At 71.7% G+C, this 23550-nt stretch carries 16 protein-coding genes; 7 read left to right on the top strand and 9 right to left on the bottom strand.

All coding sequences use genetic code 11. The features are described from left to right. Positions 1-400: 400 nt before the first annotated feature. Positions 401-994, bottom strand: coding sequence for a hypothetical protein (locus WMF45_RS26160; RefSeq protein WP_437707187.1), 594 nt, complete (start codon positions 992-994; stop codon positions 401-403). Between the two features lie 97 nt (positions 995-1091). On the opposite strand from WMF45_RS26160, the gene WMF45_RS26155 reads away from it, so the two are divergent. Both WMF45_RS26155 and WMF45_RS26150 read left to right on the top strand, forming a co-directional pair. Further along, a complete protein-coding gene (locus tag WMF45_RS26155; protein WP_437707186.1) occupies positions 1092-1703 on the top strand; it encodes a Crp/Fnr family transcriptional regulator in 612 nt (203 codons plus the stop codon). Between the two features lie 45 nt (positions 1704-1748). After that, entirely contained in the window at positions 1749-2720 is a 972-nt protein-coding gene (locus WMF45_RS26150) for a DJ-1/PfpI family protein (RefSeq protein ID WP_437707185.1), read from the top strand. A gap of 57 nt (positions 2721-2777) precedes the next feature. Here WMF45_RS26150 and WMF45_RS26145 read toward each other — a convergent pair whose 3' ends face one another. From WMF45_RS26145 to WMF45_RS26135, 3 genes are all read right to left on the bottom strand, one after another. Next, complete coding sequence (locus tag WMF45_RS26145; RefSeq protein WP_437707184.1) at positions 2778-5960, bottom strand: kelch repeat-containing protein; 3183 nt, start codon at positions 5958-5960, stop codon at positions 2778-2780. Positions 5961-6203: 243 nt separating this feature from the next. Further along, the gene (locus tag WMF45_RS26140) at positions 6204-8213 is read right to left on the bottom strand and encodes a DUF4139 domain-containing protein (protein ID WP_437707183.1); all 2010 of its coding nucleotides are present in this window, start codon (positions 8211-8213) and stop codon (positions 6204-6206) included. Between the two features lie 115 nt (positions 8214-8328). Then, a complete protein-coding gene (locus tag WMF45_RS26135; RefSeq protein ID WP_437707182.1) occupies positions 8329-8811 on the bottom strand; it encodes a peroxiredoxin in 483 nt (160 codons plus the stop codon). 236 nt (positions 8812-9047) lie between these two features. Between WMF45_RS26135 and WMF45_RS26130 the strand changes: the two genes are divergently transcribed. Continuing rightward, positions 9048-10214: a hypothetical protein gene (locus WMF45_RS26130; RefSeq protein WP_437707181.1), complete on the top strand. Its 1167-nt coding sequence runs from the start codon at positions 9048-9050 to the stop codon at positions 10212-10214. Between the two features lie 16 nt (positions 10215-10230). Here WMF45_RS26130 and WMF45_RS26125 read toward each other — a convergent pair whose 3' ends face one another. Next, entirely contained in the window at positions 10231-10713 is a 483-nt protein-coding gene (locus WMF45_RS26125; protein ID WP_437707180.1) for a hypothetical protein, read from the bottom strand. Between the two features lie 471 nt (positions 10714-11184). Next, entirely contained in the window at positions 11185-12699 is a 1515-nt protein-coding gene (locus WMF45_RS26120) for a protein kinase domain-containing protein (RefSeq protein WP_437707179.1), read from the bottom strand. Between the two features lie 189 nt (positions 12700-12888). Here WMF45_RS26120 and WMF45_RS26115 point away from each other — a divergent pair, with 189 nt between their 5' ends. The 4 genes from WMF45_RS26115 (at position 12889) to WMF45_RS26100 (ending at position 20442) form a co-directional block, all read left to right on the top strand. Beyond that, positions 12889-15627 (top strand): protein kinase domain-containing protein, encoded by a 2739-nt coding sequence (locus tag WMF45_RS26115; protein ID WP_437707178.1) that lies wholly within the window; start codon positions 12889-12891, stop codon positions 15625-15627. A 44-nt stretch (positions 15628-15671) separates the two neighbouring features. Beyond that, on the top strand, positions 15672-16769 hold the full coding sequence (locus tag WMF45_RS26110; protein ID WP_437707177.1) for a serine/threonine-protein kinase: 1098 nt from the start codon (positions 15672-15674) through the stop codon (positions 16767-16769). A 545-nt stretch (positions 16770-17314) separates the two neighbouring features. Beyond that, positions 17315-19063, top strand: a complete 1749-nt coding sequence (locus WMF45_RS26105) for a DUF1592 domain-containing protein (protein WP_437707176.1) — start codon at positions 17315-17317, stop codon at positions 19061-19063. Then, entirely contained in the window at positions 19063-20442 is a 1380-nt protein-coding gene (locus WMF45_RS26100; RefSeq protein ID WP_437707175.1) for a DUF1552 domain-containing protein, read from the top strand. Before WMF45_RS26105 ends, WMF45_RS26100 begins: the two co-directional genes overlap by 1 nt. Before the next feature lie 263 nt (positions 20443-20705). Here WMF45_RS26100 and WMF45_RS26095 read toward each other — a convergent pair whose 3' ends face one another. The 3 genes from WMF45_RS26095 to WMF45_RS26085 all read right to left on the bottom strand — a co-directional run bounded on the left by WMF45_RS26095 (position 20706) and on the right by WMF45_RS26085 (position 23543). Continuing rightward, on the bottom strand, positions 20706-21788 hold the full coding sequence (locus tag WMF45_RS26095; protein WP_437707174.1) for an SGNH/GDSL hydrolase family protein: 1083 nt from the start codon (positions 21786-21788) through the stop codon (positions 20706-20708). A 426-nt stretch (positions 21789-22214) separates the two neighbouring features. Next, the gene (locus tag WMF45_RS26090; protein WP_437707173.1) at positions 22215-22376 is read right to left on the bottom strand and encodes a hypothetical protein; all 162 of its coding nucleotides are present in this window, start codon (positions 22374-22376) and stop codon (positions 22215-22217) included. Between the two features lie 24 nt (positions 22377-22400). Then, positions 22401-23543 (bottom strand): poly(ethylene terephthalate) hydrolase family protein, encoded by a 1143-nt coding sequence (locus WMF45_RS26085; protein ID WP_437707172.1) that lies wholly within the window; start codon positions 23541-23543, stop codon positions 22401-22403. Between the last annotated feature and the right edge of the window lie 7 nt (positions 23544-23550).

Below are 23550 nucleotides of genomic sequence, written 5' to 3'. Positions count from 1 at the left end.
GGGGGCGTCCGTGCAAGGCGCATGCGCGACACGCCTTCCTGGAGCTGCCCCCCGGCGGCCAGCCTTATCACAGCGGCGGGCCGCTACGCGAGGGGCGTGACCGAGATTTTCGAGCCTCAGCGCTGCGGCCTGCGGACATCAGGCGGCCGCGGAGCGGATACCTCGTTGTAGCGAAGCAGCAACGGGCGGCGGGGCCGCGCGCGGCGTGCGGCGGCGATCGAGCGGCCGACGTGCAAGGGCACAGGAGCAAGCGAGCGCGCCAGGCGGGTGTGTCCAGCCAAGGAGCAGGCCGATGCGATCTTGGTCGCCGCCGAGGTGATGCTCGACGAGCGGAGAGCGGCCGCGGGCCAGCGGCGTGGGCAGAGAACGGCGTGGCCGGCGTGCGGGGCCGTGAACCGGCTCAATGAAAACTATGTCCAAAGGCTCTCGGGTTGATCGGGAATTTCAAGCCAATGACCAACCCGTACTCCGTGCCGTAGGAAGGTATCGTCGCGCCAGCTCCCCCGTCGAACGGAAGGGCGAGTCGAATGCCCGCGTAGGCGATGGGGATCGCGATGAAGGGGACGATCTGCGCCCCATACGTCCGGGCGTTCGACCGGCCCGCGCCCTCGGTGTACATCGAGAGCTCCGCGCCGACCGGGCCGAACCCACCCTGGAAGCCGAGCGCCAACCTCTCGTGGGCCGGGCGGTCGGCGACGAGCTGCGCCTGCACGACGGCGCCTATCCAGGCGAACGAGCGTTGTCCGTACCACGCGAGGCTACCCTCGACGCCGGCGCCCACGGCGTCATCGGCGTTCTCGCGGCCAGTATAGCTGAAGAGGCCCCCCACGCTCACGACCGGGTCGCCGGGGCGCCCCACATTGGGCCAACCTTCCGCGGGATACACCACGGGGGGAGGGCTCCCCGCGGGGGGCACGCCGTCCGCGTGCGCCGATGCGGAGCCGACGAGAAGGCAAGCGCCGACAAGGACCGCCGTGACCGCCGAATGGTTCATGCATCTGTGATCTAGCCCATGCGACTCGACCCGTCACGATGAAGGCTTGGGCGAGCGGAAGACGCGCTCCGGGAGCGCCGTGCTAGGCTCCCCTGCCATGGTGCAGCTCTCGCGCGCGGAGCAGGTCGCGGCGCTCGCGCGCATGATCGCCGCGCTCGACGCCCGGCCGGCGCCGCGCTTCGACGCCTTCGCGGCCCTGTTTCACGGAAAGAATCTCAGGAAGGGCGAGGCGTTCGTGCGGGCGGGCGAGGCGAGCGACTCGGTGGCGCTCGTCAACTCCGGCATCGCGAGGATGTTTTACACGCGGAGCGATGGGAAGGAGTTCAACAAGGGGTTCATCTCCGCGCCGGACTTCATGTCGGTGCTGGAGGCGCTGATCACGAGGGAGCCCGCCCGGCTGACGATCCAGGCGCTGACCCCGATGCAGCTCTTCGTCGCGCCCTACTCGCGGCTGAGCGAGCTCTGTGAGCGCGACATCTACTGGGAGCGGGTGAGCCGCCGGATCGTGGAGCGGGTGTACCTGAAGAAGGTGCGCCGCGAGGCGTCGCTGCTGATGGATCCGGCCGCCGAGCGCTATCGCGCGTTCCTCGCAGAGCACGGGGCCGTGGCGCGCCGCGTGCCCGACTACCACATCGCCGCCTATCTCGGCATCACACCCGAGGCCCTGAGCCGCCTGAAGCGCGCAGCGACCAGGACCGCTGCTTCTTGACCTAGGTCAAGGTGCGATCTCGCTCCGCTGGTCATGGTCTCCCGCATGACGACGGAACGAACCAAGCGAGACGGCGAGCGCACAGCGACAGAACCCACGCGCGGCCCGGAGCGCCGCAGTGCGCCGCGCGGCGCGGCCCGAAGGACGGCGCTGATCGCGGGCCTCGCGGTCGTGCTCGCCGGCTCGGCGCTTGTCGCGTGCGGCGCGGCGGCGCCGAGGCTCCACCCCGTGTTCCCCGAGCGCCCTGTGGCAGAGAAGCCCAGAGGGAAGATCCTGTTCGTCCTCAGCGCCGCGCGAGAGCAGACGCTCGCCGACAGCTCGAAGCGCGCGACCGGCACCTTCCTCGGCGAGTTCTACGAGCCGTACCTGGCCCTCACCGGCGCGGGGCACGAGGTCGTGTTCGCGACCGACGGCGGCGCCGCCCCGGCGATCGACCCGGAGAGCCTCGGCGAGCGGTACTGGGGAGACGGGGCGCGGCGCGCGCAAGCGCAGCGCTTCGTCGAGCGCGCGCCGGAGGTCCGCGCGCCGCTGAGCCTGAAGGCGGCGCGCGCGGCGGCCGACTCGTTCGACGGCATCGTCGTTCCCGGGGGACAGGGCGTGATGGTCGACCTGCTCGACAACGCGGATCTGCACGCGCTGCTCGCCCACTTTGGCGCGAAACACCAGCCCGTGGGGCTCATCTGCCACGCGCCGGCGGTGCTCACCCGCATGCGGCAGCCGCATTCGCTCGGCGGTCGGACGGTGACGTCGGTCTCGTCGCTCGAGGAGTTTTATATCGAGACCTTCGTGATGGGGGCCGACGCCCAGGTCCGGGGCATCGGCGAGCAGCTCGAGGATCACGGTTACGAGCACGAGGCCGCATTCCCCGGGAGCGCCTACGCGCGGCGGGATTGCAACCTCGTGACCAGCCAGAATCCCTTCTCCACGGATCGGTTCAGCGCGCTTTATCTGGAGGCCCTGGCCGACTACCGGCGCGGCGCCCGCTGCGCCGAGGATGCCCGCGAGGGCGATCGATAGGCCTGCTCGGCAGAGCGAGGGCCATGCAGTTCAGCGGGAGCAGCCGGCGATCAGAGTTCACCGCGGGATTGCCGCCCTGGAGCGGCGGAGCCTCCGCCGGAGAGCGCCCCCGATCACAGCGAGGTAGAAGGCGCTCGCGCCGTTGCCGGACGCCCCTTGCGCCATGGTGCAGCCAGTGTCTGCCGGCTCGTCCACTCCGGGGCCGCTCGAAGCGCTCGTCGGACCCGGGGTTTCATCGCCGCCGGCACCTGCAGCGCTGCTGGATGCGGTCGCCATCCCCGAGCCGCCATCGCCGGAGGTGGTGCTCGTCGAGCTTCCGCTCGCCGAGACGCCGCCCTCGCCTCCGGCGCCGGCATCGCCGCCAGCGCCGCCAATGCCGCCAGAACCGGACGCACCACCACCGGCGCCGCCGGTCCCGGATCCACCGCTGCTAGCACCGCCAGTCGCGGACGTTCCGCCGCCGACGCCGCCAGTTCCTGGCTCACCCCCGCCCGCGCCGCCCGCGCCGCCCGCGCCTCCTGCACCGGAATCAGCGCCGCCCTCGCCGCCGGCGCCCGTGCTGCAGCCGTTGTCCCCGGGGCCGTGCCATCGAGGATCGTACAGCTCCGCGTCCCTGTTGGGGCCGACGATGAGGACATGGCCGCTCGGCAGGAGCGCGGACGTGGAAAAGCCATGCGAGAGCAAGGTCGACGGGGCAGGTGTCCAGGCGTTCGTCGCGGGGCTGTAAATCTGCGCCGTCGTCCCTGAGACGACGAGCACCTCGCCTGTCGTCAGCAGCGTGGCAATGTGACTGCCACCCGACAGCTGGCTCATGGACCCTGTGGGAGTCCAGACGTTCATCGCCGGGTCGTAGGTCTCTGCGGCTCCCCCGACGACGAGCACGCGACCGTCCAGGAGCCGCGTCGCCGTGGGCTTGCCCCGAGGCACCGTCATGGGCGCCACGAGAGACCAGCGCCGGGTCGCGGGATCGTAGATCTCGGCGCTGGCGAGCGGCTCCGCGGTCGAGATGTCGTAATCGTCGAATCCCTGTATCCCGCCGACGACCAGCACCCTGCCGTCGTTCAGCAGCGTCGCCGCGTGCTCCGCCCGGCTTGCTTTCATCGGCTCGACAGGGACCCAGGTGTCGTCGGCTGGACGATACAGCGCAGCCGATCCGGTCCTGCGGACGCGGAACGGCTCCATCGGGTAATCCATCACCGCGCCTCCCGCGATGAGCACGTCGCCGCTTCCGAGCAAGGTCGCCGTGTGGTTGTATCGACGCTCCTCGTCGGGGGCGGCCAGCGTCCAGGCATCCGCTGCCGGGTCGTAGATTTCGTTGTACAGATCCGTCTCGGAATCATCGAAGCGGCCCCCGCTGATCAACACCCTGCCGTCGGCGAGGCGTGTCAGGTCGGGGAGAGACCGCTCGAAGTTCAGAGGCGCCGCCAGGGAAAACGTCGTGCTCGATGGATCGTAGAGCTCGGTGGTCTTCGTGCCGGCGTTGCCGCCCGCGACAAGGATCTTCCCGTCCTCCAGCTCCACGGTCTTCGCGTAATTCCGCAAGGCGCTCAGGGGGCCGAGCTGCGTCCCCGAGGGCGCGACCGACGGGTCATAGATCTCGGCGCCCGGCGCGGTCGACGTCCCGCCGACCAAGAGGACCCGGCCATCCGGGAGCAGCGTCGCCGTGGCGCTGCCGCGGCTCACTTCGCTCCTGGGCGCTGTCGAGAAGGTCCGCGTGCTCGGATCGTAAAGATCGGGCGGCTGGTTGCCAGAGACGAAGACCCGCCCGTCGCAGAGCCGCGTCGCCGTGTGCCAGCCGCGCCGAAAGCTCATCTTGTTCTTCGCGAGCGTCCATGTGTTCCCTTCGGGATCGTAGGTCTCGGCCTCGGAATCCCAGTCATAGCCGGTCACCAGCACGTCACCGTCCTCCAGCAAGGTCGCCGTGAGCATCCACCTGGCGCGGAGCATGTCCGGCCCCGGGGTCCACGCGCCCGTCGCGGGATCGTAGATCTCGACGCTCGACACCACGCTGGCTCCTATGATCCTGCCTCCGGCGACCAGCACGCGGCCGTCCTGCAAGCGCGTCGCCGCGTGCTCCCTGCGCACGACGAGCGCCGCGGGCGTCGGCGTCCAGGCGTCCGACGCGGGATCGTAGAGCTCGGCGGCAGCGGCAGGAGCGGCACCCGCCGGAGCGCCCCCGGCGACGAGCACCCGCCCGTCGGCGAGCTCGGTCGCTGTGTGCCCCGAGCGCTGCGAGGTCATGGTCGCGGCGGGGATCCACGAGTCCGTCGTCGGATCGTAGAGCTCCGCGGTGTCGACCCACGCTGCGCCGGCCATGGCGCCGCCCGTGACCAGCACCCTGCCGTCGGCGAGCAAGGTCGCCGTGTGAGCCGACCGCGGCTGGCTCATCGGAGCAGCGGGCAACCACGCTTCGAGCGCGGGATCATAGAGGGCCGCGCTGGCGAGGTGGTACTGGTCTGACGAGCCGAGCCATCGCCGCCCGCCCGCGATGAGCACCCTGCCGTCGGGCAGCGTGGTCGCGGTGTGCTCGTGGCGGAGCGTCGCCTCGGAGGCGGCCGTGACGGTCCATGACGGGTCCACGAGGAGCGGCGAGCCCGTCTCCTCGACCCAGAGCGAGATCTCATCGCCTTCTACCTCCAGGCGCGTCGGGACGCGCTGGAGCGGCGACGCATAGGCCTCGGGAGCCGCCACGATGATCCGCGGCTCCCCTGCCGCGTCGAGGACCTCCACGTTCGCGCCGTGACGGCGGAGGCGCGCCCCCTCGACTCGCCATGACGCAACAGGTCCCGCGGCGGGCGCACCGTCGGGGAACCAGAGCCACTCTTCCGCGCCGTGCCGCTGCGCCGTCCAGAGCGCGAAGCCGCCCGCGCGCGGGTATGCGAGGGCAGCGCCGATCTTCTGGACCTCACCGAGCGCGCCGCGCTCGCGCACCTCGATGCCGAGGCCACCCGGCAGGTCGAACCGCACGGCGCCGCTCCCGTCCGCGGGGAACGCGAGCGTCAGGCCGCCGCGCGACGGGCTCGCCGCGAGCTCGAAGCCCCCTGAGGTGGACACGAGCGCGTCGTCGCCGCGGAGCGCGGCGCGGGCGCGCTCCGCGAACTGCGCCTCCAGCGCCTCGACGTCGAGCGCCTCGCTCGAGGGCGCCGCGCAGCCGAGCGCGCACATCAGATAGACAGTCCAGAGCAGCGCCACGCATCGCGCGAAGCGCCACCCAGCCCAGGGAACCCTGCTTGAGCCCATACCCTCCTCGATCCTCGCGAGCGAGTCTCCTGCGAGCACATCGGGCCTGCCGCCCAGCGCGCACGGCCCTCCGTGGGGTGCAGCTCGCATCGCAAAAATTCAGAAGTTCGCGGCGGGATGCCGCAGCGTCCGCCGGAACGCTCGATTTACCGCGCTTGCTCGAGGTGGGTGGCATTCAACCGCGCAGGAGGGCAGCGGAGGCCGCGCAGGAGCGCGCCGGGCGCGCGCGGCCTCCGCTGTTCGCTACGTCGTGAGCGACAGGCCGCGCACGTACTCGGCGAGCGCCCGCTCGGCGCTGGCCACCGCCTCCCGCGCGCCCGGGAGCTTCGCCGACACGGCCGCGATCCGGTCCTCCTGCTCGCCCAGCGTCTTGAGGTAGCGCTCGTGGAGCGCGTTCCCCGCGGGCACCGCCTTGAGGTTGTTGCGCACGCGCTCCTGCTCCACGCGCAGCGCCGCGAGGTCGGACTCGAGGGCCGAGAGCGCGCGCTGCCTCTCGGCGACCGCGGCCTTGAGCTCCGCGAGCCGCGCCAGCGCCGCGCGCAGCGCCTCGGGGATCTCGCGCGACGACAGGACCACCTCGATCTGCTCGCTGGAGAGGCCCGTGAGCGCCACCGTGTGCGAGATGGGCTGCTCCAGCGCCACGGTCACGCGCGCCGTCTCGCCCGCTGCGACCTCGCGCCGGACGCGGTAGCGGTCGCTTGTCGCCTCGACGCCTTCCCTGGGCTCGGCGAGGTCCCAGCCGGCGATGCGCGGGTGCTCGATGAGCAGGACGCGCGGCTCGCGCGCCGCGCCCACGATCGTGTAGACCGTCACCTTGCGGGCGGTCCTGACGATCTCGAGCATGCCGCCCTGGATCCTGGCGCGCGAGAACACCTCCTCGCCCCGCTCCTCGCGGTCGATTCGCACCTTCCGGTCCACGGCGAAGCTCACGATCCGCGATTCTCCCGGCGGCAGCGGCGAGAGCCGCGCGTCGCCAACGTAGGTGACGACCCCTCGGCTTGAGCGCTCGTAGACCGTGATCGCGCCGGCCGGGAGGGTCGTGTCGCCGTCGTTCCTCAGGCGGACCGAGGCGAGCGGGCTGCGCGTGCTCGCCTCCGGCTGATAGAGCCACAGCCGCTCCGCCGGCATCTCGCGCTGGACGATCGGGAGGAGCGCCGTCTGCCCGCTCGCGATCGTGAGCGGCGCCGGGAAGTGGAACACGACCTGCGTCGCCGCCTCCGCGGGCTCCGGCTCGACCTTCTCGGAGGGCACGGTGACCGCCGCGGCGGGCGCGCGGGCCTCGTCGGCGCTCCCGCCGGCGCGGTAGCCCATGCGCCGTGCCGCCCTGGCCGCGAGCCCCGCGGCGCCCTCGTCGAGCCGCGGCAGCACGCGCTCGGCGACGTCGACGGGCACCTCCGGCCGGGCCACGTAATAGATCTCGTAGAGCGCCTGGCGGAACGTCACCGGGTCTCCCGACACCAGGGTGAAATCCACGTTCTGCCAGTCGCTGCCGCTCTGGTTCTCGACGACGGCCCACCCGGCGAGCGCCCCCGTCTTCGCCTGCGCGTCCTCCGGCACCGTGAGCCGATACGTCGTCTTCCAGAGCGGCACCTCGATGACGTAGGCCACGCGGACCACCCGCTCGCCCTCGCCGGCCGTGCGCACGACGAGCTCGCGGCGGTTGCGCTCCCGCCGGCTCGAGAGCCCGACCAGCGCCGCGCCGACCTGCTGCCGCAGCCGCTCCTCGACGAGCTCCACGCTCTCGAGCTCCTCCAGGACGACCTGCTTCAGCGCGCCCTCCGACATCAGCGCGAGCCGGTGCCGGTCCTCCGAGCCGCCGTGCGGCAGCGCCGCCTGCGCCGTGGTGACCCCGACGATCCGCCCGGTGATGGCCCCTTGCGCCCCTCGCGTCCGCACCTCGGCGCCGCGGAGCGCGTTCAGCAGGGCGGCCTCGGACTCGAGCGCGCCCTCGTCGAACGGCAGCTCGCGGAACAGATCGCGCAGCGGCTCCCTCCCGGGAAGCGTGATATTCCCCGTCACGCCGCGATCGTCATAGACAACGATGCTCTTCAATACATCGTCGACCTGATCGAGCCGCACCTCGAGCCGGAGCTCGGCGTCGCCGCGCACGCGCGCCTCGTGCTCGAAATACCCGACTCCGCCCGTCGAGAGCACCACCCGCCTCAGCAGCAGCGTGTCCGACGCGGCCCCCGATCGGGCCGGATCCATCGCGGCGGCCCGCAGCGTCGCTGTGGTCCTCAATCCATGGTTCATCGTCGCCTCCCCCGGCGGAGGCGTGCGATGGCCCCGCCCTGGGGGTGTCCATAACGCCCCTCCGGGGAGCGTCAACGACGGTGGCTGGCCGGGAGAAGGGGCGCGGCGCCGCGCGTCAGCCGCGCTGCGAGGCCTCGAGCTGCTTCACGACCGCGAGCGCCTCGTCGACGTGGCGGGTCGCGCGGAGCTGGGAGGAGAAGGCATGTCGAACGATGCCGTCGCGATCGATGACGAACGTCACGCGGCCCGGGAGGAGGCCAAAGAGCGACTTGACGCCGTAACGCGCGGCGGTCTCCCCGCCAGGATCGCTGAGCAGCGTCATGGGCAGGCGGTATTTGTCGGCGAATTGCTGGTGGGACCCGGCCGAGTCGGCGCTCACGCCGAGGACCTCGGCGCCCGCCTCCGCGAACGCATCGTAATGGTCGCGGAACGCGCACGACTCCGCGGTGCACCCCGGGGTGTCGTCCTTGGGATAGAAGAAGAGGACAACGGTCTTCTTGCCGCGGAAGTCGGAGAGCTTCACCGTCTCCCGCTTCTGCGATTGCAGGGTGAAATCAGGGGCGGTCTCACCGACGGACAGGGTGGATTTACCGAGCATGGTGTGTCCTCTACCCGATACGCCGCGCCGCGTCCAAGGTCCCCCGGGCGGAGCGCGGCGGCTCGCCGGCAGGCGGGGCGCGGCGAGCCGGGCTCTCCGCAGCGTCCTTCGCGATTTCCCGCCGTGGCGGCGCCCGCACCCCGGACCAGGGAGAACTTGAGTAAGCGGTTATGAAGGCGCGCCGGGCGCGACGGACGCCGGCCGCGGGCCGGCGATCGGGTTACCCTGAGCGCCTCATGGCCACCACGTTCGCTGCGTTGATCTTTCGACCCGCCGACATCCCGGACCGCGCGCTGTCCCAGGGCTTTGCCGTGGCGCTCGGTGGCTGGGACGTCGCCTCGCCGCGCCTGTTCATCGCGCCGCTCCCCGGCGTGCCAGGGCACTCGGCCGCGTTTTACTCGAGCGGCGAGCCCGCCGGCGGCGGGGACGACGAGCTCGACCACCTCGCCGAGCTCTTCGAGGACGAGCTCTCTCCGCCCGTCGCCGTGCTCGACGCGGCCGCCGAGCTCGGCCACCCCGGCGCCACGGTCTTCGCGCTCGTGTTCTCGGAGGACGTCGTCCACGACGACGGCTGGCGCTTCGAGGCGAGCGGGTTCGTCCGCCACTTCGTGAGGGAAGGGGACGAGGGCGTCGAGGCCGGCGTGGAGGCGCCCGACCGGAGCGACCTCGTCGAGGTCGACGTCGACCTGCCGGAGGGCGCGACCGCGGCGGAGGAGCGCGAGGCCATGGACCGGGCGATCCGGCCGCACCGCGGCTCGACGTTCCTCGCGGCCGAGCTGGGCGCCCCGGTGCTGGGCGCGCTCATGGGCGCCCTCTTCGCGCCCGAGCGCCGCGTCCAGGTGCACCTCGTCGCGCCCGGGCCGGGGTCGATCGCCGACGAGGTCGCGCGGCTCAACCGGGTGCTCCGCCGCGAAGACGGCCGCGGCGCGCCCGCGTCCCCGCCGCCCATCCGCGGCGTCGCCCCGCCGGCGACGTACACGGCGTTCGTGCGCGCCTACGACTGGGCCGATCCGGCGGATCCGGAGGACCTCTACCGCGAGCTCGCGATCGGCGCCGTCGAGGGCACGCTGCGCTTCCTCCGCGAGGGCGAGCTCCTCGGCCACGACCGCGAGCCGGGCTGGGAGGCGGCGGCGGCGCGCCAGCTCTACCCGATCGCGCGCCTCTCGGGCTCGGCGCTCGGCGGCGGCGCGGCGGCTCGAGCCGATCGCGCGGTCGTCGCGCTCGGCGCCGACGGCGAGCAGCTCTGGGTCGTCCGCGGCGGCACGAGCGCGGCGCCGGCCGGGCCGACGTTCGGCGAGCTCCTGCGCTACCTGTCGCTCGGCTGGTCGCGCCGGAGCGACGCGGAGGAAGATCTCATCGGGGCCCTGATGTTGCGCGCGCGGCTCAGGTCGCTCGGGGGTTGATTCGCTCTGCTCTCGATCAGAGATAGATATCGTACGCCTCGCGTTCGGCGGCGTGCCGGACCGCGTAGAGGCCGTTGTCGTCCAGGACCAGATGGAGCAGACCGACGTCTCGCTCCGTGCGGGCGAATACGCTCACGAGGATCCCGCCCTGCCGGACGCCGGCCTCGTAGCGTTCCGCCCAGTGCTTCGGGACGCCCGCGGTCATGAGGATCTCGCGCAGGCCGCCCGTGATCCCGGCGCCGACCGCGCTGGCCACGACGGCGGCCAGCGGGCCGGCGACAACGAACCCGAGATCGGGGACCACGACGCTCATCGCGACCGCCGCGCCGAACGTCTGTGACGGCGGCGCTCCGTCCGGGGTCCGGAAGCACCTGTGGCGTGTCGCGTCGGTCATCAGCAGGCTGACCTCCTGTCGGGTGTAGCCGCAGTCGATGATGCGTTCCGCCGCGGCTTCCGCCTCGTCGTGCGTCTGCACCAGGCCAATTACCAGCTTCTCCATGAAAGAGACCTCCTTCGCGTCGAGCGCGTCCTCGCTCAGGGCCCCGGCGACGGATACCGCACGCTCTGTGCCAATCCGAAATTCTCGCGCCTCGGTGCGTTTGCGCCGATTTCAGTGCCCCTTCCGCTGGAGGAGTGAGGCGGGATGTCGCAGTGCGCCCCCTGGGCCTCACCTTCCGATGTCGACATCGCCCGTGCCAGCGCGGTTGATTCCATATTTCTCCGTCGATCGGCGCGAGGGCCCCATTTCGGCGGGCTCTGTCTGACCAGGTCGTCTGGAGGCCGCGTCCACGGGCGCCTGGGGCGCCTGGAGCGTGATGGGGCCCGAGCGGGGTGGGGTAGTACGTTGGCCCAAGGTGGGTCTCATGAGCCACCAGGTCGCCATGAGGCGTACAAGGGTTCTTGGCGTCTCATGGCGCCCTGGCGGTTCCAGAGGGTGGGATAAGGACTCACCCTCCGACCGGAGGCCGCGTCAGAAGCCGATCGTGTCCTCGACCGGTGGCGGCCTCGTCCCGGTCGGGCGGCCCGTCGACGCCTCCCGCGGCGTGGCGCGGCCGCGCCCCTCCGAGGTGCCGCGCGGCGCCGCCGTCGCGCCCGGCCTCCCCGCCGCGCGCGGGCTCGCCGTGGCCGCCGGCTCTGCCGTGGCCGCTGGCTGCGCTGTCGCCGCCGTGGCCTCTGGCTGCGCGGTATCGGCCGCGGGCGTCGCGCTCGCGGGCCCTGCCGGGACCGGCGCGGCGGCGCTCGCCGGCGCCGGCACCACCGGCTGCGCCACGACGGGCGCGGCCTGCCGGGCCGGCGCCTCCGACGAGGGGGTCACCTCGGCCGTGGGCGGCCGCTTCGTTGCCAGGAAGACGACCGCCGCCACGAGCGCTCCGAACGCGAGCGCGGCCGCCAGGATGGCCGGCGCCCACCGCCGGGCCCCGTCCGTCCCCGACGTCGCCATGCCGGCGAGCGTCCGCCCCGGCGCGCCGTCCGTCGAGAGCCGCGCGCCCGGCGCCGACGACGGCGGCGTGCCGGTCGTCGAGAGCCGCGCGCCCGGCGCCGGCGGCAGCGGCGTCGGCTCCCCGAACAGCACCGGCTGCGACGCGCTCCCGTGGAGGGCTCGCTCCCCCGCGGACGAGGGCTCGGTCGTGAACGCCGTGCGCGCGATCCCGAGGACCGCGCGCTCCAGCGCCTCCGCCATCTGCCGCGCCGACGAGAAGCGCGCCGCCGGATCGTGCGCCAGCGCCTTCTTCATCCAGGCGTCGATCGCCGGAGAGAGCTCCGGCCTCACCTCGCTCGGCGGCGTGAAGATCCCGGTGTGGAGCACCACCGACAGCGCGCCCAGCGTCTCGCCCCGGAACGGGACATGCTCGGTGAGCGCGTGGTAGGCGACCACCGCGAGCCCCCAGAGATCCGCGCGGAAGTCGACGTGCTTCGCGCTGAGCAGCTGCTCGGGGCTCATGTAGAGCGGCGTGCCCAGCACGCTCCCGGTCGACGTCATGCCGAGCTCGCCTTGGACCCGCTTGGCCACCCCGAAATCGAGCACCTTCACGAACAGCTCGCCCTCGACGTCGAGCAGGAAGATATTGTCCGGCTTGATGTCGCGGTGGACGATCCCGGCCTGGTGGGCCCGGCCGAGGGCCTTGGCGGTCTGCGACACGATCGTCGTGACCTCGACGGGCGGCAGCGCGCCCAGCCGCTGCATGCGGCTCTTGAGGTCCTCGCCCTCGAGCAGCTCCATCACGATGAACGGCACCCCGTCCGGCGTGACGCCGTGGTCGAAGACCTGCGCGACGTGCGGGCTCTTGATCTGCGCGGCCGCCATCGCCTCCCGCCGGAAGCGCTCCACGAAGCCGCTCTGGTCCGCGTAGGCCGGCGCCATGAACTTCACCGCCACCTGCGTCCCGAGCGTGAGGTGGTCGGCCACCCACACGCTCCCCATCGCCCCCTTCCCGAGCTCGCGCGCCAGCCTGAGCGTGCTCGTCACCTGCTGTCCGGGGTTCATCGGGGGTCCCTCTTCGATCGGCCGAGCCGGCGACCCTGGGGGGGCGTCCTGTGCGGGCGGCGCGGCGCTCTGGATGTTGGCGCGTGTCGGCGCGTGTCGGCGCGCACAGCGTACAACAAACACCCTGGACCGTCACCACCGAGCGCTCGCGCCGCGCACCTGACGGGAGCTCTCGGATAAGCTGGCACCATGCGCGAGGGCACGCTGGTTTCCGGCCGGTTCGAGGTGCACCGCCTTGCCGGCGCCGGCGGGATGGGCACGGTCTACCGGGCGATCGACCAGCTGACCGGGCGCCCCGTCGCGCTCAAGGTCGCGCCCCCCGAGCTCGCCGCCCGCTTCCGGCGCGAGGCGCGCATGCTCGAGGCCGTGCAGCACCCGCTCATCGTGCAGCACATCGCGCACGGCACGGGCGACGACGGCGCCCTGTGGCTCGCGATGGAGTGGCTCGAGGGCGTCACGCTCGACGCGCGCCTGGAGGAGGGGGGGGCGCTCCCCGTGGCCGACGCGCTGCTCGTCGCTCACCAGATCGCGGAGGCGCTCGCCGCCATCCACGCGATCGGGATCACGCACCGCGATCTCAAGCCGAGCAACGTGCTCCTGCGCGACGGCAGGGTCGACGGCGTTGTCCTGCTCGACTTCGGCGTCGCCCGGGCGGCGGCGTCGACCTCGCTCGTCACGGAGGCTAGCTCGCTGGTCGGCTCGCTCGGCTACATCGCGCCCGAGCAGGCGCGCGGCGACGTCGAGGTCGACGCGCGCGCCGACGTCTTCGGGCTCGGCGTCCTGCTCTTCGAGTGCCTCGCCGGGCAGCGCCCCTTCGCGGCCGACGACCCGCTCGCCGAGGTGTGCCGCATCCTCCTCGAGGAGGCGCCGCGCCTCGTCGAACGGCGCCCGGACGTGCCGCCCTTCCTCGACGAGCTCGCCGCGCGCCTCCTGGCGAAGGACCCGGCGGCGCGCCCCGCGGACGGCCGCGCCGCGGCGGCCGCGCTCGCGGAGGCGCGCGCCCTGCTCGCGCGCGCGTCCAGCGCGGGCGCGGACGGCGCGCCGGCGTCGGTCACGGACGACGAGCGGCGGCTCGTCAGCGTCGTCCTCGTCGATCTGGGCGCCGCCGACCCGGAGCCGGCGAGCGATCGCGGCGTCGAGCGCATCGTCGCGGAGCTCGCCGAGGCGTTCGGCGGCGAGCGCGTGCGGCTCCCGGGCGGCACGCGCCTGGTGCTCCTGTCCTCGCAGACCGACGAGGTGTTCTCCGGCCGCGGCGGCGCCGGCACGATGGCCGCCTTCGATCTCGCGGCGCGCGCCGCGCAGTGCGCGCTCGCGCTGAAGGCGCGCCTGCCCGGGCGCCCGGTCGCGCTCGCCACGGGCCGCGCGCAGGTGGGCGAGCGCCTGCCCGCGGGCGACGTGATCGACCGCGCGGTCGCCCGCCTCCGCGAGGCAGAGGGCGACGTGCGCATCGACGAGGTCACCGCGGGGCTCGCGGCGCCGCGCTTCGAGGTGATCGGCGACGGCCCCTCGTTCCTGCTGATGGGCGAGCGCGACGGCACCGAGCCCGAGCGCACGCTCTTCGGCCGCGTCACCTCGTTCGTCGGGCGCGACCGCGAGCTCGCGACGCTGTGCGGCCTCTTCGAGCAGAGCGCCGACGAGCCCGTGGCGCGCGCCGCGCTCGTCCTCGGCGAGGCCGGCATCGGCAAGACGCGCCTCCGCTGCGAGCTCATCCGCGCCGTGCGCGAGCGCGACGCGCGCGCGTCGGTCTACGTGGCGCGGGGCGACCCCCTCGGCGCGGGCGCGCCGTTCGGCATGCTGGGCGAGATCGTCCTCGCGGCCGCCGGCTGCCTGCCCGGCGAGGCGCTCGATGCGCGCCGCGCCAAGATCCGCGAGCACGTCGCGCGGACCCTGCCCGCGCCGGCCGACGACGCCCCGCGCGTCGCCTGGTACCTCGGCGAGATCGCGGGCACGCCGTTCGACGACCCCGATGTGGAGCTGCGCGCCCCCCGCGGGGACGCGGTCGCCATGGGCGATCAGGCCCGCCGCGCCGTGCTCGAGTGGCTCGCCGCGCGCTCGGGCGAGGGGCCGGTCGTGGTGGTGCTCGAGGACATGCACTGGAGCGATCACGCCTCGGTCTCGGTGCTGGACGAGGCGCTCCAGGCGCTCTCGGATCGCCCGCTCCTCGTGCTCGGCTTCGCGCGCCACAGCGTGATGGAGACGTTCCCCGGCCTCTGGGGCTCGCGCGGCGTGCAGCACATCAAGCTCGGCGCGCTCAGCCAGCGCGCGGCCGAGCGGCTCGTCCGCAGCGTGTTCGGCGAGGAGCTCGCGCTGCCCGAGGTGGCGCGCCTCGTCGAGCACGCCGACGGCCACCCCTTCTTCCTCGAGGAGCTGATGCGCGCGCGCGCGGAGGGCCGGAGCGACATGCCGCCCACGGTCGTGGCGCTGATGCACGCGCGCATCGAGGCGCTGCCGGCCGAAGCGCGGCGCACGCTGCGGGCGGCGAGCCTGTTCGGCGGCAGCTTCTGGCCGGACGGCGTGCGGCAGCTGCTCGGCGCCGGCACCTCGGCCGAGTCGCTCGACCGCTGGCTCAAGAGCCTGCTCTCGGAGGAGCTCGTCGCCCGGCGCGGCGTTTCGCGCTACCCCGGGCACGACGAGCTCACGTTCCGTCACGCCCTCGTGCGTGACGCCGCCTACGGGATGCTCACGGACGGCGATCGCACCGCCGGCCACCGGGCTGCGGCGCGCTGGCTGCGCTCGGTGGGCGAGACCGACGAGCGGGTGCTGGCCGAGCACGCCGAGCGCGGCGGCGACGCCCCCACGGACGGCGAGGGCCTCGTCGCCCGCGGCCCCGCGCCGGATCGCGGCGGCGGAGGAGGGGGAGGACAGGGGCGCCCCCCGGAGCGCAAATCAGAGCGTGAACGGAGCGAAGCGCGAGGGGGCCAAGGTTGATGAACAACCATTGACGTGATAACCCGCCGCCCGGAGCAGTGAGCATGGATTCTTCTGACCTGGGCGCCGTCGGTCCTTACGAGCTGCTGTTGCAGCTGGCCAGGGGCGGCTCGGCCGAGGTCTTCATCGCGCGTCGCGCCTGCGCTGCGGGCGGAGGGGACGCGGACGGCGCGGGTCTGGAGCGCGCGTCGCTCGTGGCGGTGAAGCGGATCCGGGCCGATCTGCGGTACGAGTCGAGCTATGCGTCCATGCTCTTCGACGAGGCGGGCATCGCGTCGCGCGTCGCGAGCCCCCATTTCGTCCCCGTCCTCGATTACGGTCTCGACGAGGGCGCGCCGTACATCGTCATGGAGCTCGTCGTGGGGGTCACCCTCAAGCACCTGACCCGGGCTCCCGATGCGCTCGGGGTCGGCGACGCGATCGAGCTCATCGCGCAGGCCGCCGAGGGGCTGCACGCGGCGCACGAGGCGCGCGACAGCTCGGGGGAGCTGCTCCAGGTGATCCACCGGGACATCTCGCCATCCAACATCCTTGTCGGCGTCGACGGTCGGGCGTCCATCTGCGATCTCGGGCTCGCGTATGCCCTGCGCCGGACGACGCGGACGAAGACCGGGATGGTGAAGGGGAAGCTGAGCTATTTCTCGCCGGAGCAGGCGAACGCGAGGCCGCTGGATCGGCGCTCGGACGTGTTCTCGCTCGGGGTCGTGGCGTGGGAGGTGCTGGCGGGCAGGCGGCTGTTCGCCGGCGGCAACATGGTCTCGACCCTCCACGCCGTCCTCGAGCGCGAGGTGCCGCCGCTCTCGAGCGAGCGCGAGGGTGTGGGCCAGGCCGTCACGGCCGCCGTCGCGCGGGCGATCGAGCGCGATCGCGACGCGCGCTGGCCCACCGCGGCCGATTTCGCGCAGGCGCTCCGGGCCGCGGCCGGGGAGGAGGGGCACGCGGCGTCGCGCGACGCCATCGGCGCGCGGGTCGCCGAGGTGCTCCCGCCGCCGCTGAAGCCGCTCGCGCCGTCCTACGTCTCGGGCGGGCCGTGCGTCACGGAGGAGATCGTCGCTGCCTTGCAGTCGATGTGCGCGGCGGGGCCGGTGGGTGAGGGGGAATCGGGCGGCCTCCTGGAACAGCGGCGGCCCTCGCGCGGCTGAGTCCGCTGCTGCGGCTCCGGCCTCCGCGGGGAGCCCGGAACGTGGGTATACGCTCATCGCCATAATCTCGTTCAGCTGCACGACCTCCGCTCCTCGTGACGCGGCGCTCCGGAAAAGCTCCGCCGGCCTTGTCCTCCCTCCGCCTGGCGGACGCGCGCGGATCGGTCGATAGGCGTTGACATCCGCTATGTGAGCGTTCACATTGCAGAGGTATCCTTTCGCTTTGCTCTGGGTGGGTCCATGCGCATTGCGAGCCCCGTGGTCGGGTATCGGGTCGATCCTGGTGCCGGCTGCGTTCGGTCGTACACCAAAGGCATCACGCTCTGGGGGCTACGTTCATGGCACGACGCCGGTGAGGGGCTTGGGCCTCATCAGGGATGGCCAGTCGCGGCCCGCCATGGAGTGGTCGATGGATTTTCTCAGCAGGTAGTAGAAATATCATCAGGCCGAACTGGCCACGATCTGTCGCGATACGGGCGAGGGTAAACACCAGATCCCGCCTGCGCTCCACTTTAGCGTGCCCACAGCGGGCGAGGAGAGAGAACATGGTTAGGCCCTCAGATCATGAGAAGGCGCGTCCTCTCCTGGGCTCTCGGTTAGCTGTCTCGATCGCGTTGATCGTGGCCAGCGGCTGCACGGGAGACCTGGGCGGGTTTCGCTCCGAGGATTCCAACCCGAACGACCCGAACGACCCGTCGACCACCTCGACGGGGACGGGGACGGGCACGGGCCCGACGGACCCGGCCGCTTGCGAGGACGGCACGGTGTACCCCGGGCGAGCGCCGCTGCGGCGGCTGACGCGCTACGAATACAACAAGACCGTCCGCGACCTCCTGGGCGACACGACCGATCCAGCCATTTCGCTGCCGAGCGAGGATGTCGGGAACGGCTTCGGCAATGACGCGGACACGCTGTCGGTCTCGAGCCTGCTCGCCGAGCAGCTGGGCACCGTCGCGGAGGGCGTCGCCAAGCGCGCGACCGCCACCCCGGAGGCGCTCGCGAAGCTCGACCCTTGCGCGCGCGGCGTGACGGCGGAGGGCGAGGAAGCGTGCGCGCGCACGATCATCGAGCGACTCGCGCCGCTCGCGTACCGGAGGCCGCTCGCCGACGGCGAGGCGAACGAGCTCCTCGCGCTGTACAGCGCCGGCCGGACGGACGCCACGTTCGGCGTCGGCATCGCGACGGTGATCGAGGGGCTGCTTCAATCGCCGGATTTCCTCTACCGCATCGAGTTTGGCGCGCCCGACGCGGAGCGCCCCGACCTCCGACGGCCCACCGGCGACGAGATGGCGACGCGCCTATCGTACCTGCTCTGGGGCACGATGCCCGACGAGAAGCTGCGCACGGCGGCGCAGGCGGGCGAGCTCTCGACCAAGGAGGGCGTGCGCGCTCATGCCGAGCGCATGCTCGAGGATCCCCGGTCGCGGGCCACCGTCCGGTACTTCTTCGACAACCTGTTCCCCATCAGCAGCCTCGCGGATCTCGAGCGAAAGGCGGAGTTGTTCCCGACCTTCTCGCGGACGATCGGCTCGCTCCTGCACGAAGAGACGCAGCGATTGATCGAGCACGAGATCTTCGAGGAGAACGGCACCTGGGCGTCCGTCTTGACGGCCCCGTACTCGTTCATGAACGGACCTCTCGCGGCGTTCTACGGCGTCTCCGGCGTGACGGGCGACGAGTTCCAGCGGGTGCAGCTCGACACGACCCAGCGCCTCGGGCTCCTCACCCAGGCGGGCGTGATGGCCGGGACGACGCACTCGAACAACACGAACCCCGTGGTCCGCGGCGCGTTCGTGCTCGACAAGCTGATGTGCCAGAAGATCCCGCTCCCCACCGGCGACATCCTGGAGAGGGTGAAGCCGCCGGATCCGTACACCGGCGCGACGGCGCGGGATCGCTTCAGCCAGCACAGCAAGGATCCGGTCTGCGCGACGTGCCACCAGTTCATGGATCCGGTCGGGTTCGCGCTCGAGAACTACGACGCGGTCGGGCTGTTCCGCACGACGGAGAACGACGTCCTGATCGACGCGAGCGGCGCGGTCCCGGGCACGGACATCAAGGTGAACGGGCCGGTCGAGCTGGTGCAGGGGCTCGCCCAGACCGAGGCGGTGCAGAACTGCTTCGCGACGCACTGGGCCGAGTACGGCTATGGTCTCACCCTTCGCGCCGGGGACGCTTGCACCAAGAAGGCTGTCACGGACGCCTTCAAGGCGTCCGGATACAATGTGAAGCAGCTCCTGATCGAGCTCACGCAGACGGATGCCTTCCACTACATGGCTGCCCAGGAGGAGTGATGGTTATGTCGAACTTTCGTTTGAGCCGACGTGCCGTGCTGCGCGGCGCTGGCGCCATCGCCATCGCGCTCCCCTGGCTGGAGATCATGGGCCCCGAGCGCACGGCGAGCGCGCAAGCCACCCCCGCCAAGCGTTTCCTCGGCGTCTACACGCCGGGCGGGACCGTGCTCAACCGCTGGCGGCCGACCGGCAACGAGACGAACTTCACCCTGGGGCCCATCCTGTCGCCGCTCGCGCCGGTGCAGGACAAGCTGATCGTCGTCGACGGCCTCGACATGAAGAGCGCGATCGGTGAGCAGCACCAGGCCGGGATCATCGCTTGGCTCTCGGGCACGACCCAGGCCCCGAACGGCGGCTACGCGGGCGGACCGTCCGTCGATCAGGTGATCGCCTCCCGGATCTCCGCCGGTCAGAAGGCGAAGGCGAGCATCGAGATCGCGGTGCGCTGGGCGACGGGCAAGTCCCACGGCCTGCTGTCACCGATGAACTCCGCGAATTTCGAGAGCGCCGCGCCGTTCAGGCCGATCTCGCCGCGCCTCGATCCGACGGAGATCTTCACCGATCTCTTCGGCACGCTGGATCCCAGCGCCGGCAACGACGCCGCCCGCCGACTCGCGCGAAAGAAATCGATCCTCGATTTCCTCGACGGGCGCTACTCCGCCCTGTCCAATCGGCTCGGCGCCGCCGACAAGCAGAAGATCGATCAGCACCTGACGAAGCTCCGCGAGATCGAGAAGAGCCTCGACAGCGCGCCGCCGGTCGAGACGAGCGCGTGCAAGGCGCCGACGAAGGTCGACACGTCCGACTACAACCCGCGCACGGGGCTCAGCGCGGACAACGACGGCAAGGTCAAGGACACCTCGACCGACGCGGCGATCCCGAAGGTCGGCAAGCTGATGATGGACATGATGGTGATGTCGCTCGCCTGCGACATCACCGCGGTCGGCACGCTGCAGTGGAGCGACACCGAGGCGAAGCACACCTTCCCCTGGCTCAACCTGAGCGAGCACCACCATTTCTACCAGCACGACGGCGGCTTCAGGGCAAACGAGTGCGAGCTCATTTGCAACTGGTATTCGAAGCAGCACCTCTATCTGCTGCAGGAGATGGCGAAGGTCGACATGGGTGGACACTCGCTGCTCGACGAGAGCGTCGTCTTCTTCGGGTCCGAGCTCCAGGATCCGCCGAGCCACAACAAGTCGAACATGCCGTTCTTGCTGGCCGGCGGCGGCGGAGGCCTGCGCGCTGGACGCTGGCTCCGGTACAACAATCGCCCGCACAACGATCTGCTCGTCTCGATCTTGAACCTGTTCGGCGACAGCCGGAACACGTTCGGCGACGCGAGGTTCTGCACCGGGCCGCTCACGAACCTGACGTAGCCATCACAAGGGCGGAACGCCGGCCGGCGCGAGCTCGACGACGCCGGCCGGCGCTCCTCGATGCACTGGCCGGCGCCGTCACGCGACGCGGCGCGAGCAATAGGCTCGCGGGGGAAGGCGCGACCGCGACCTCGTCTCACCGCAAGAGGTCGCCGATCGCCCCGTACCAGACGTTCGCCATGCGCACGTAGCCGGCCTCGTTCGGGTGGTTCCTGTCCGGGAGCTCCGCTGTCGGAAATCCGGTGTGCGTTCGCCTTTCGATTTCAGCGAAGGTACGGACTCAACGCCTGGAACCAAACCTCGGCCATGCGGTTATACCCTGCCTGGTTCGGGTGGAGATTGTCGGCGAAGAGGGACTGCTTGTAGTTCGTGTCGTTGGTGAACGCTGTGTACATGTCCACCAGCACGATGTGCTGCCCCTTGCTGACGCGCGTCGAAACCAGGTCGGGCATGGCCGCATTGTAGGCCTTGACGGCGTTGTTCGTGCCGTCCGTTCTCGTCGGCACGATCTGCGCGAGCACCACGAGGATGTTCGGATCACGCATGAAAATCGAGTCGAGCAGCTTGCCCAGGCGATTCGGTGCGTCCGCAAGGTTGATGTTACCGTTGATGTCGTTCGTTCCGATCATCAACGTAATGATGTTGGGCTTGTAATTCGGAATGCTGGTGCCCACGAGCTTCGCGATGCCGTTGTTGCCCTCGATCGTCCAGCCGCCGTGACCCTCGTGGTTCCTCGGGAACGTCACTCCGTCCACCATGGGCACGCTGTAATCATTGGCGGAACCGACGAAGGTGATGTCGCGGTTCGCTTCGAGCGCGAGGTGGAACAGCGGGGCGCGGTAGCCGCCGGCGACGTTGAAACCCTGCGTGATTGAATCGCCGAAGGGCATGATCTTGCAGGGGCCGCTCGCCGGGCAGGGCTGGAATGCCGGGCCGCCGCCCGCGCCAGCGCTGCCCCCTGCACCTCCGTCGCCCGCGGCACCTCCGACACCGTCGGATGCGCCGCCCATGCCACCCGAGCCCGCTTCGCCGGCGCCCCCGGTGCCGCTGCCGTCACCGCCGGCCGAGCCTGTCGAGCCGCTCGTGGCGACTCCCCCTCCAGCGCTCCCGCTGGTCACGCCGCCGCTCGTCACCCCCTCGCTGGTCGCGCCCGTCGTAGCGCTTGCGCTGGTTCCGGAGCTGGTCGACGTCGCTCCTTCCGGATCATCGGAACACCCGCAGAGCATCGCCACCAGCGCGGCAGTCCCCACCAGCGTGGCCCACGTCGAGCGGCGCGGTCTCCGGATCTCCGCATCGCTCCGCTCGCGCGACCCACACAGCGAACCATTCTCTTGAACCATACGCATCGCATTCCTCCGTCCCACGCACGCCGAAGCGGAGAGCCGCAGGATGCGAGCTCCGCTGCGCCGTCGGGATGATCGACCGAGAGCCGTCGAAACGACACGCGACGCCCTCGCGACCTCGCCGTTGCTCGCGTCCGCGACGACCAGGCGAATGGAATCGGCGCAGAGGGCGAGCCCGAGCCCAGGGACGAAGGGCCGGCGCGAACGACGGCCTGTTCAGGGCAACGCGAAAGGAAACCCCAAGGCGCACAGTGAGCGTTCACACTGCTGGTGTCAAAGAAAATGGACTGGCGCGCGGCCTTCGAGCACGGCGGTCACGCCCGGCGCGTTCGCGAGCGTCGGGGCGAGCTCGTAGCCGGGTCGCGCGCTTCACCGGGCGACGCGCGGGGGAGGGGTCTCGGTCTCTTTAGGATGCAGCCATGGCGCGCTTCACCGGGCGACGCGCGGGCGCTCCGTGGGCCGGAGCACGTATGCGATGCCGCTCTGCAAGGTGCCCGTCGTGACGATGCCGGTGAGGTCCGCGCCGAGCTCGATCAGGGCGGGCGCCACCTCGGGGCGGATGCCCGTGAGCACCACGCGCGCGCCGAGCATCTAGCGCCGGTCGCGCGCCCCACCTCAGTTCATGTTCTTCGACTCGATGGTCCATGCCCGGTCGGTGCACAGGCCGCAATTCGCGCCGACGAACATGCCCTTGCCGGTCGCGCCCATGTCCCCCTTCAGCTGCCAGCCCAGCCAGGCGACGCCGACCTTGCCGAAGACTCCGCCGTTGTCCTGGCCGTAGGTGCCGCCGTGGCCCACGTTGGTGCTCGCAAGGACGGCGGGCACGTCGCGGGTGTTCCGGTAGTCCCGGGTCCCGTTCGGGTAAGCGACGTCATCGGGGCCGCCGAGGATGAACGCGATCGGCGCGTGGAGCGCGTCGAGGATCTTCTGATCGGGATTGATCATCCCGCTGCTCCAGATCACCGCGGTCGTCACGCGCGGGTCGCCGGCAGCCCCCTCGGCCATCAGTCCGCCGCAGGACCAACCCATGACCGCGGTCTTGTCGGCAGCCAGGCTCCGGTAGTACTGGCTGCACGCTCGCCCGTTCTCCTTGATGGCCCAATCCAGGGACTCGATCAGGGGCTTTCCCATGGCCTTGTAGTCCTCGACCATGGGCCTCGAGCCGGAGCCGTTCGGCTCGCCGTCGGAGATCACCAGGTACCCGTGCGACGCGAGCTCGCCCAGAAAATCTGGGTTGGTGGTGCCGTTCAAGGAACAGGCACCCTCTCCCCAGGCAACGATCGGGTACCTCTCGGCGCCGCCCAGGTCCTTCGGCCTGTAAATCGTGCGGCCAGACAGACCAGGATCCTTCTCGACCACGACCTCGTGTGAGCCGGTGAACGCGGCTCCCATGGCTCTCACGTTGACCGGCGTCGGATCGGGGGTCTCGTCCGCGGGGTCACACGTCGCCGCGCCACCCGCGCCCGCCCCCGCGCCACCCGCCCCCGCGCCGCCCGCGCCACCGTGGCCCGCCGCTCCGCTGGAGCCGCCCGCCGCTCCGTCGGAGGCGCCCCCACCCGCCGTGCCACTGGTCGCGCTCACATCGCCGCCGCCGCTGCCCGCGGACGCAGCGCCTGTGGTCGCAGCGCTGGCGGAGCCGGTGGAGCCGGCAGCTCCGCTCGACCCCGCCGGGGTGCCGCTGGTCCCCGAGGGCAGCGCGTCGTCAGCACCGCAGCCGAACAGGAGGACGGCGATGGCCGCTGCCATTCCTTGCGTCATTGCTTGC

This window comes from Sorangium sp. So ce448, assembly GCF_051520915.1.
Taxonomy (GTDB): domain Bacteria; phylum Myxococcota_A; class Polyangia; order Polyangiales; family Polyangiaceae; genus Sorangium; species Sorangium cellulosum_B.
The sequence above is the reverse complement of the archived record's forward strand: the minus strand, read 5'-3'. Positions and strand labels throughout refer to the sequence as shown.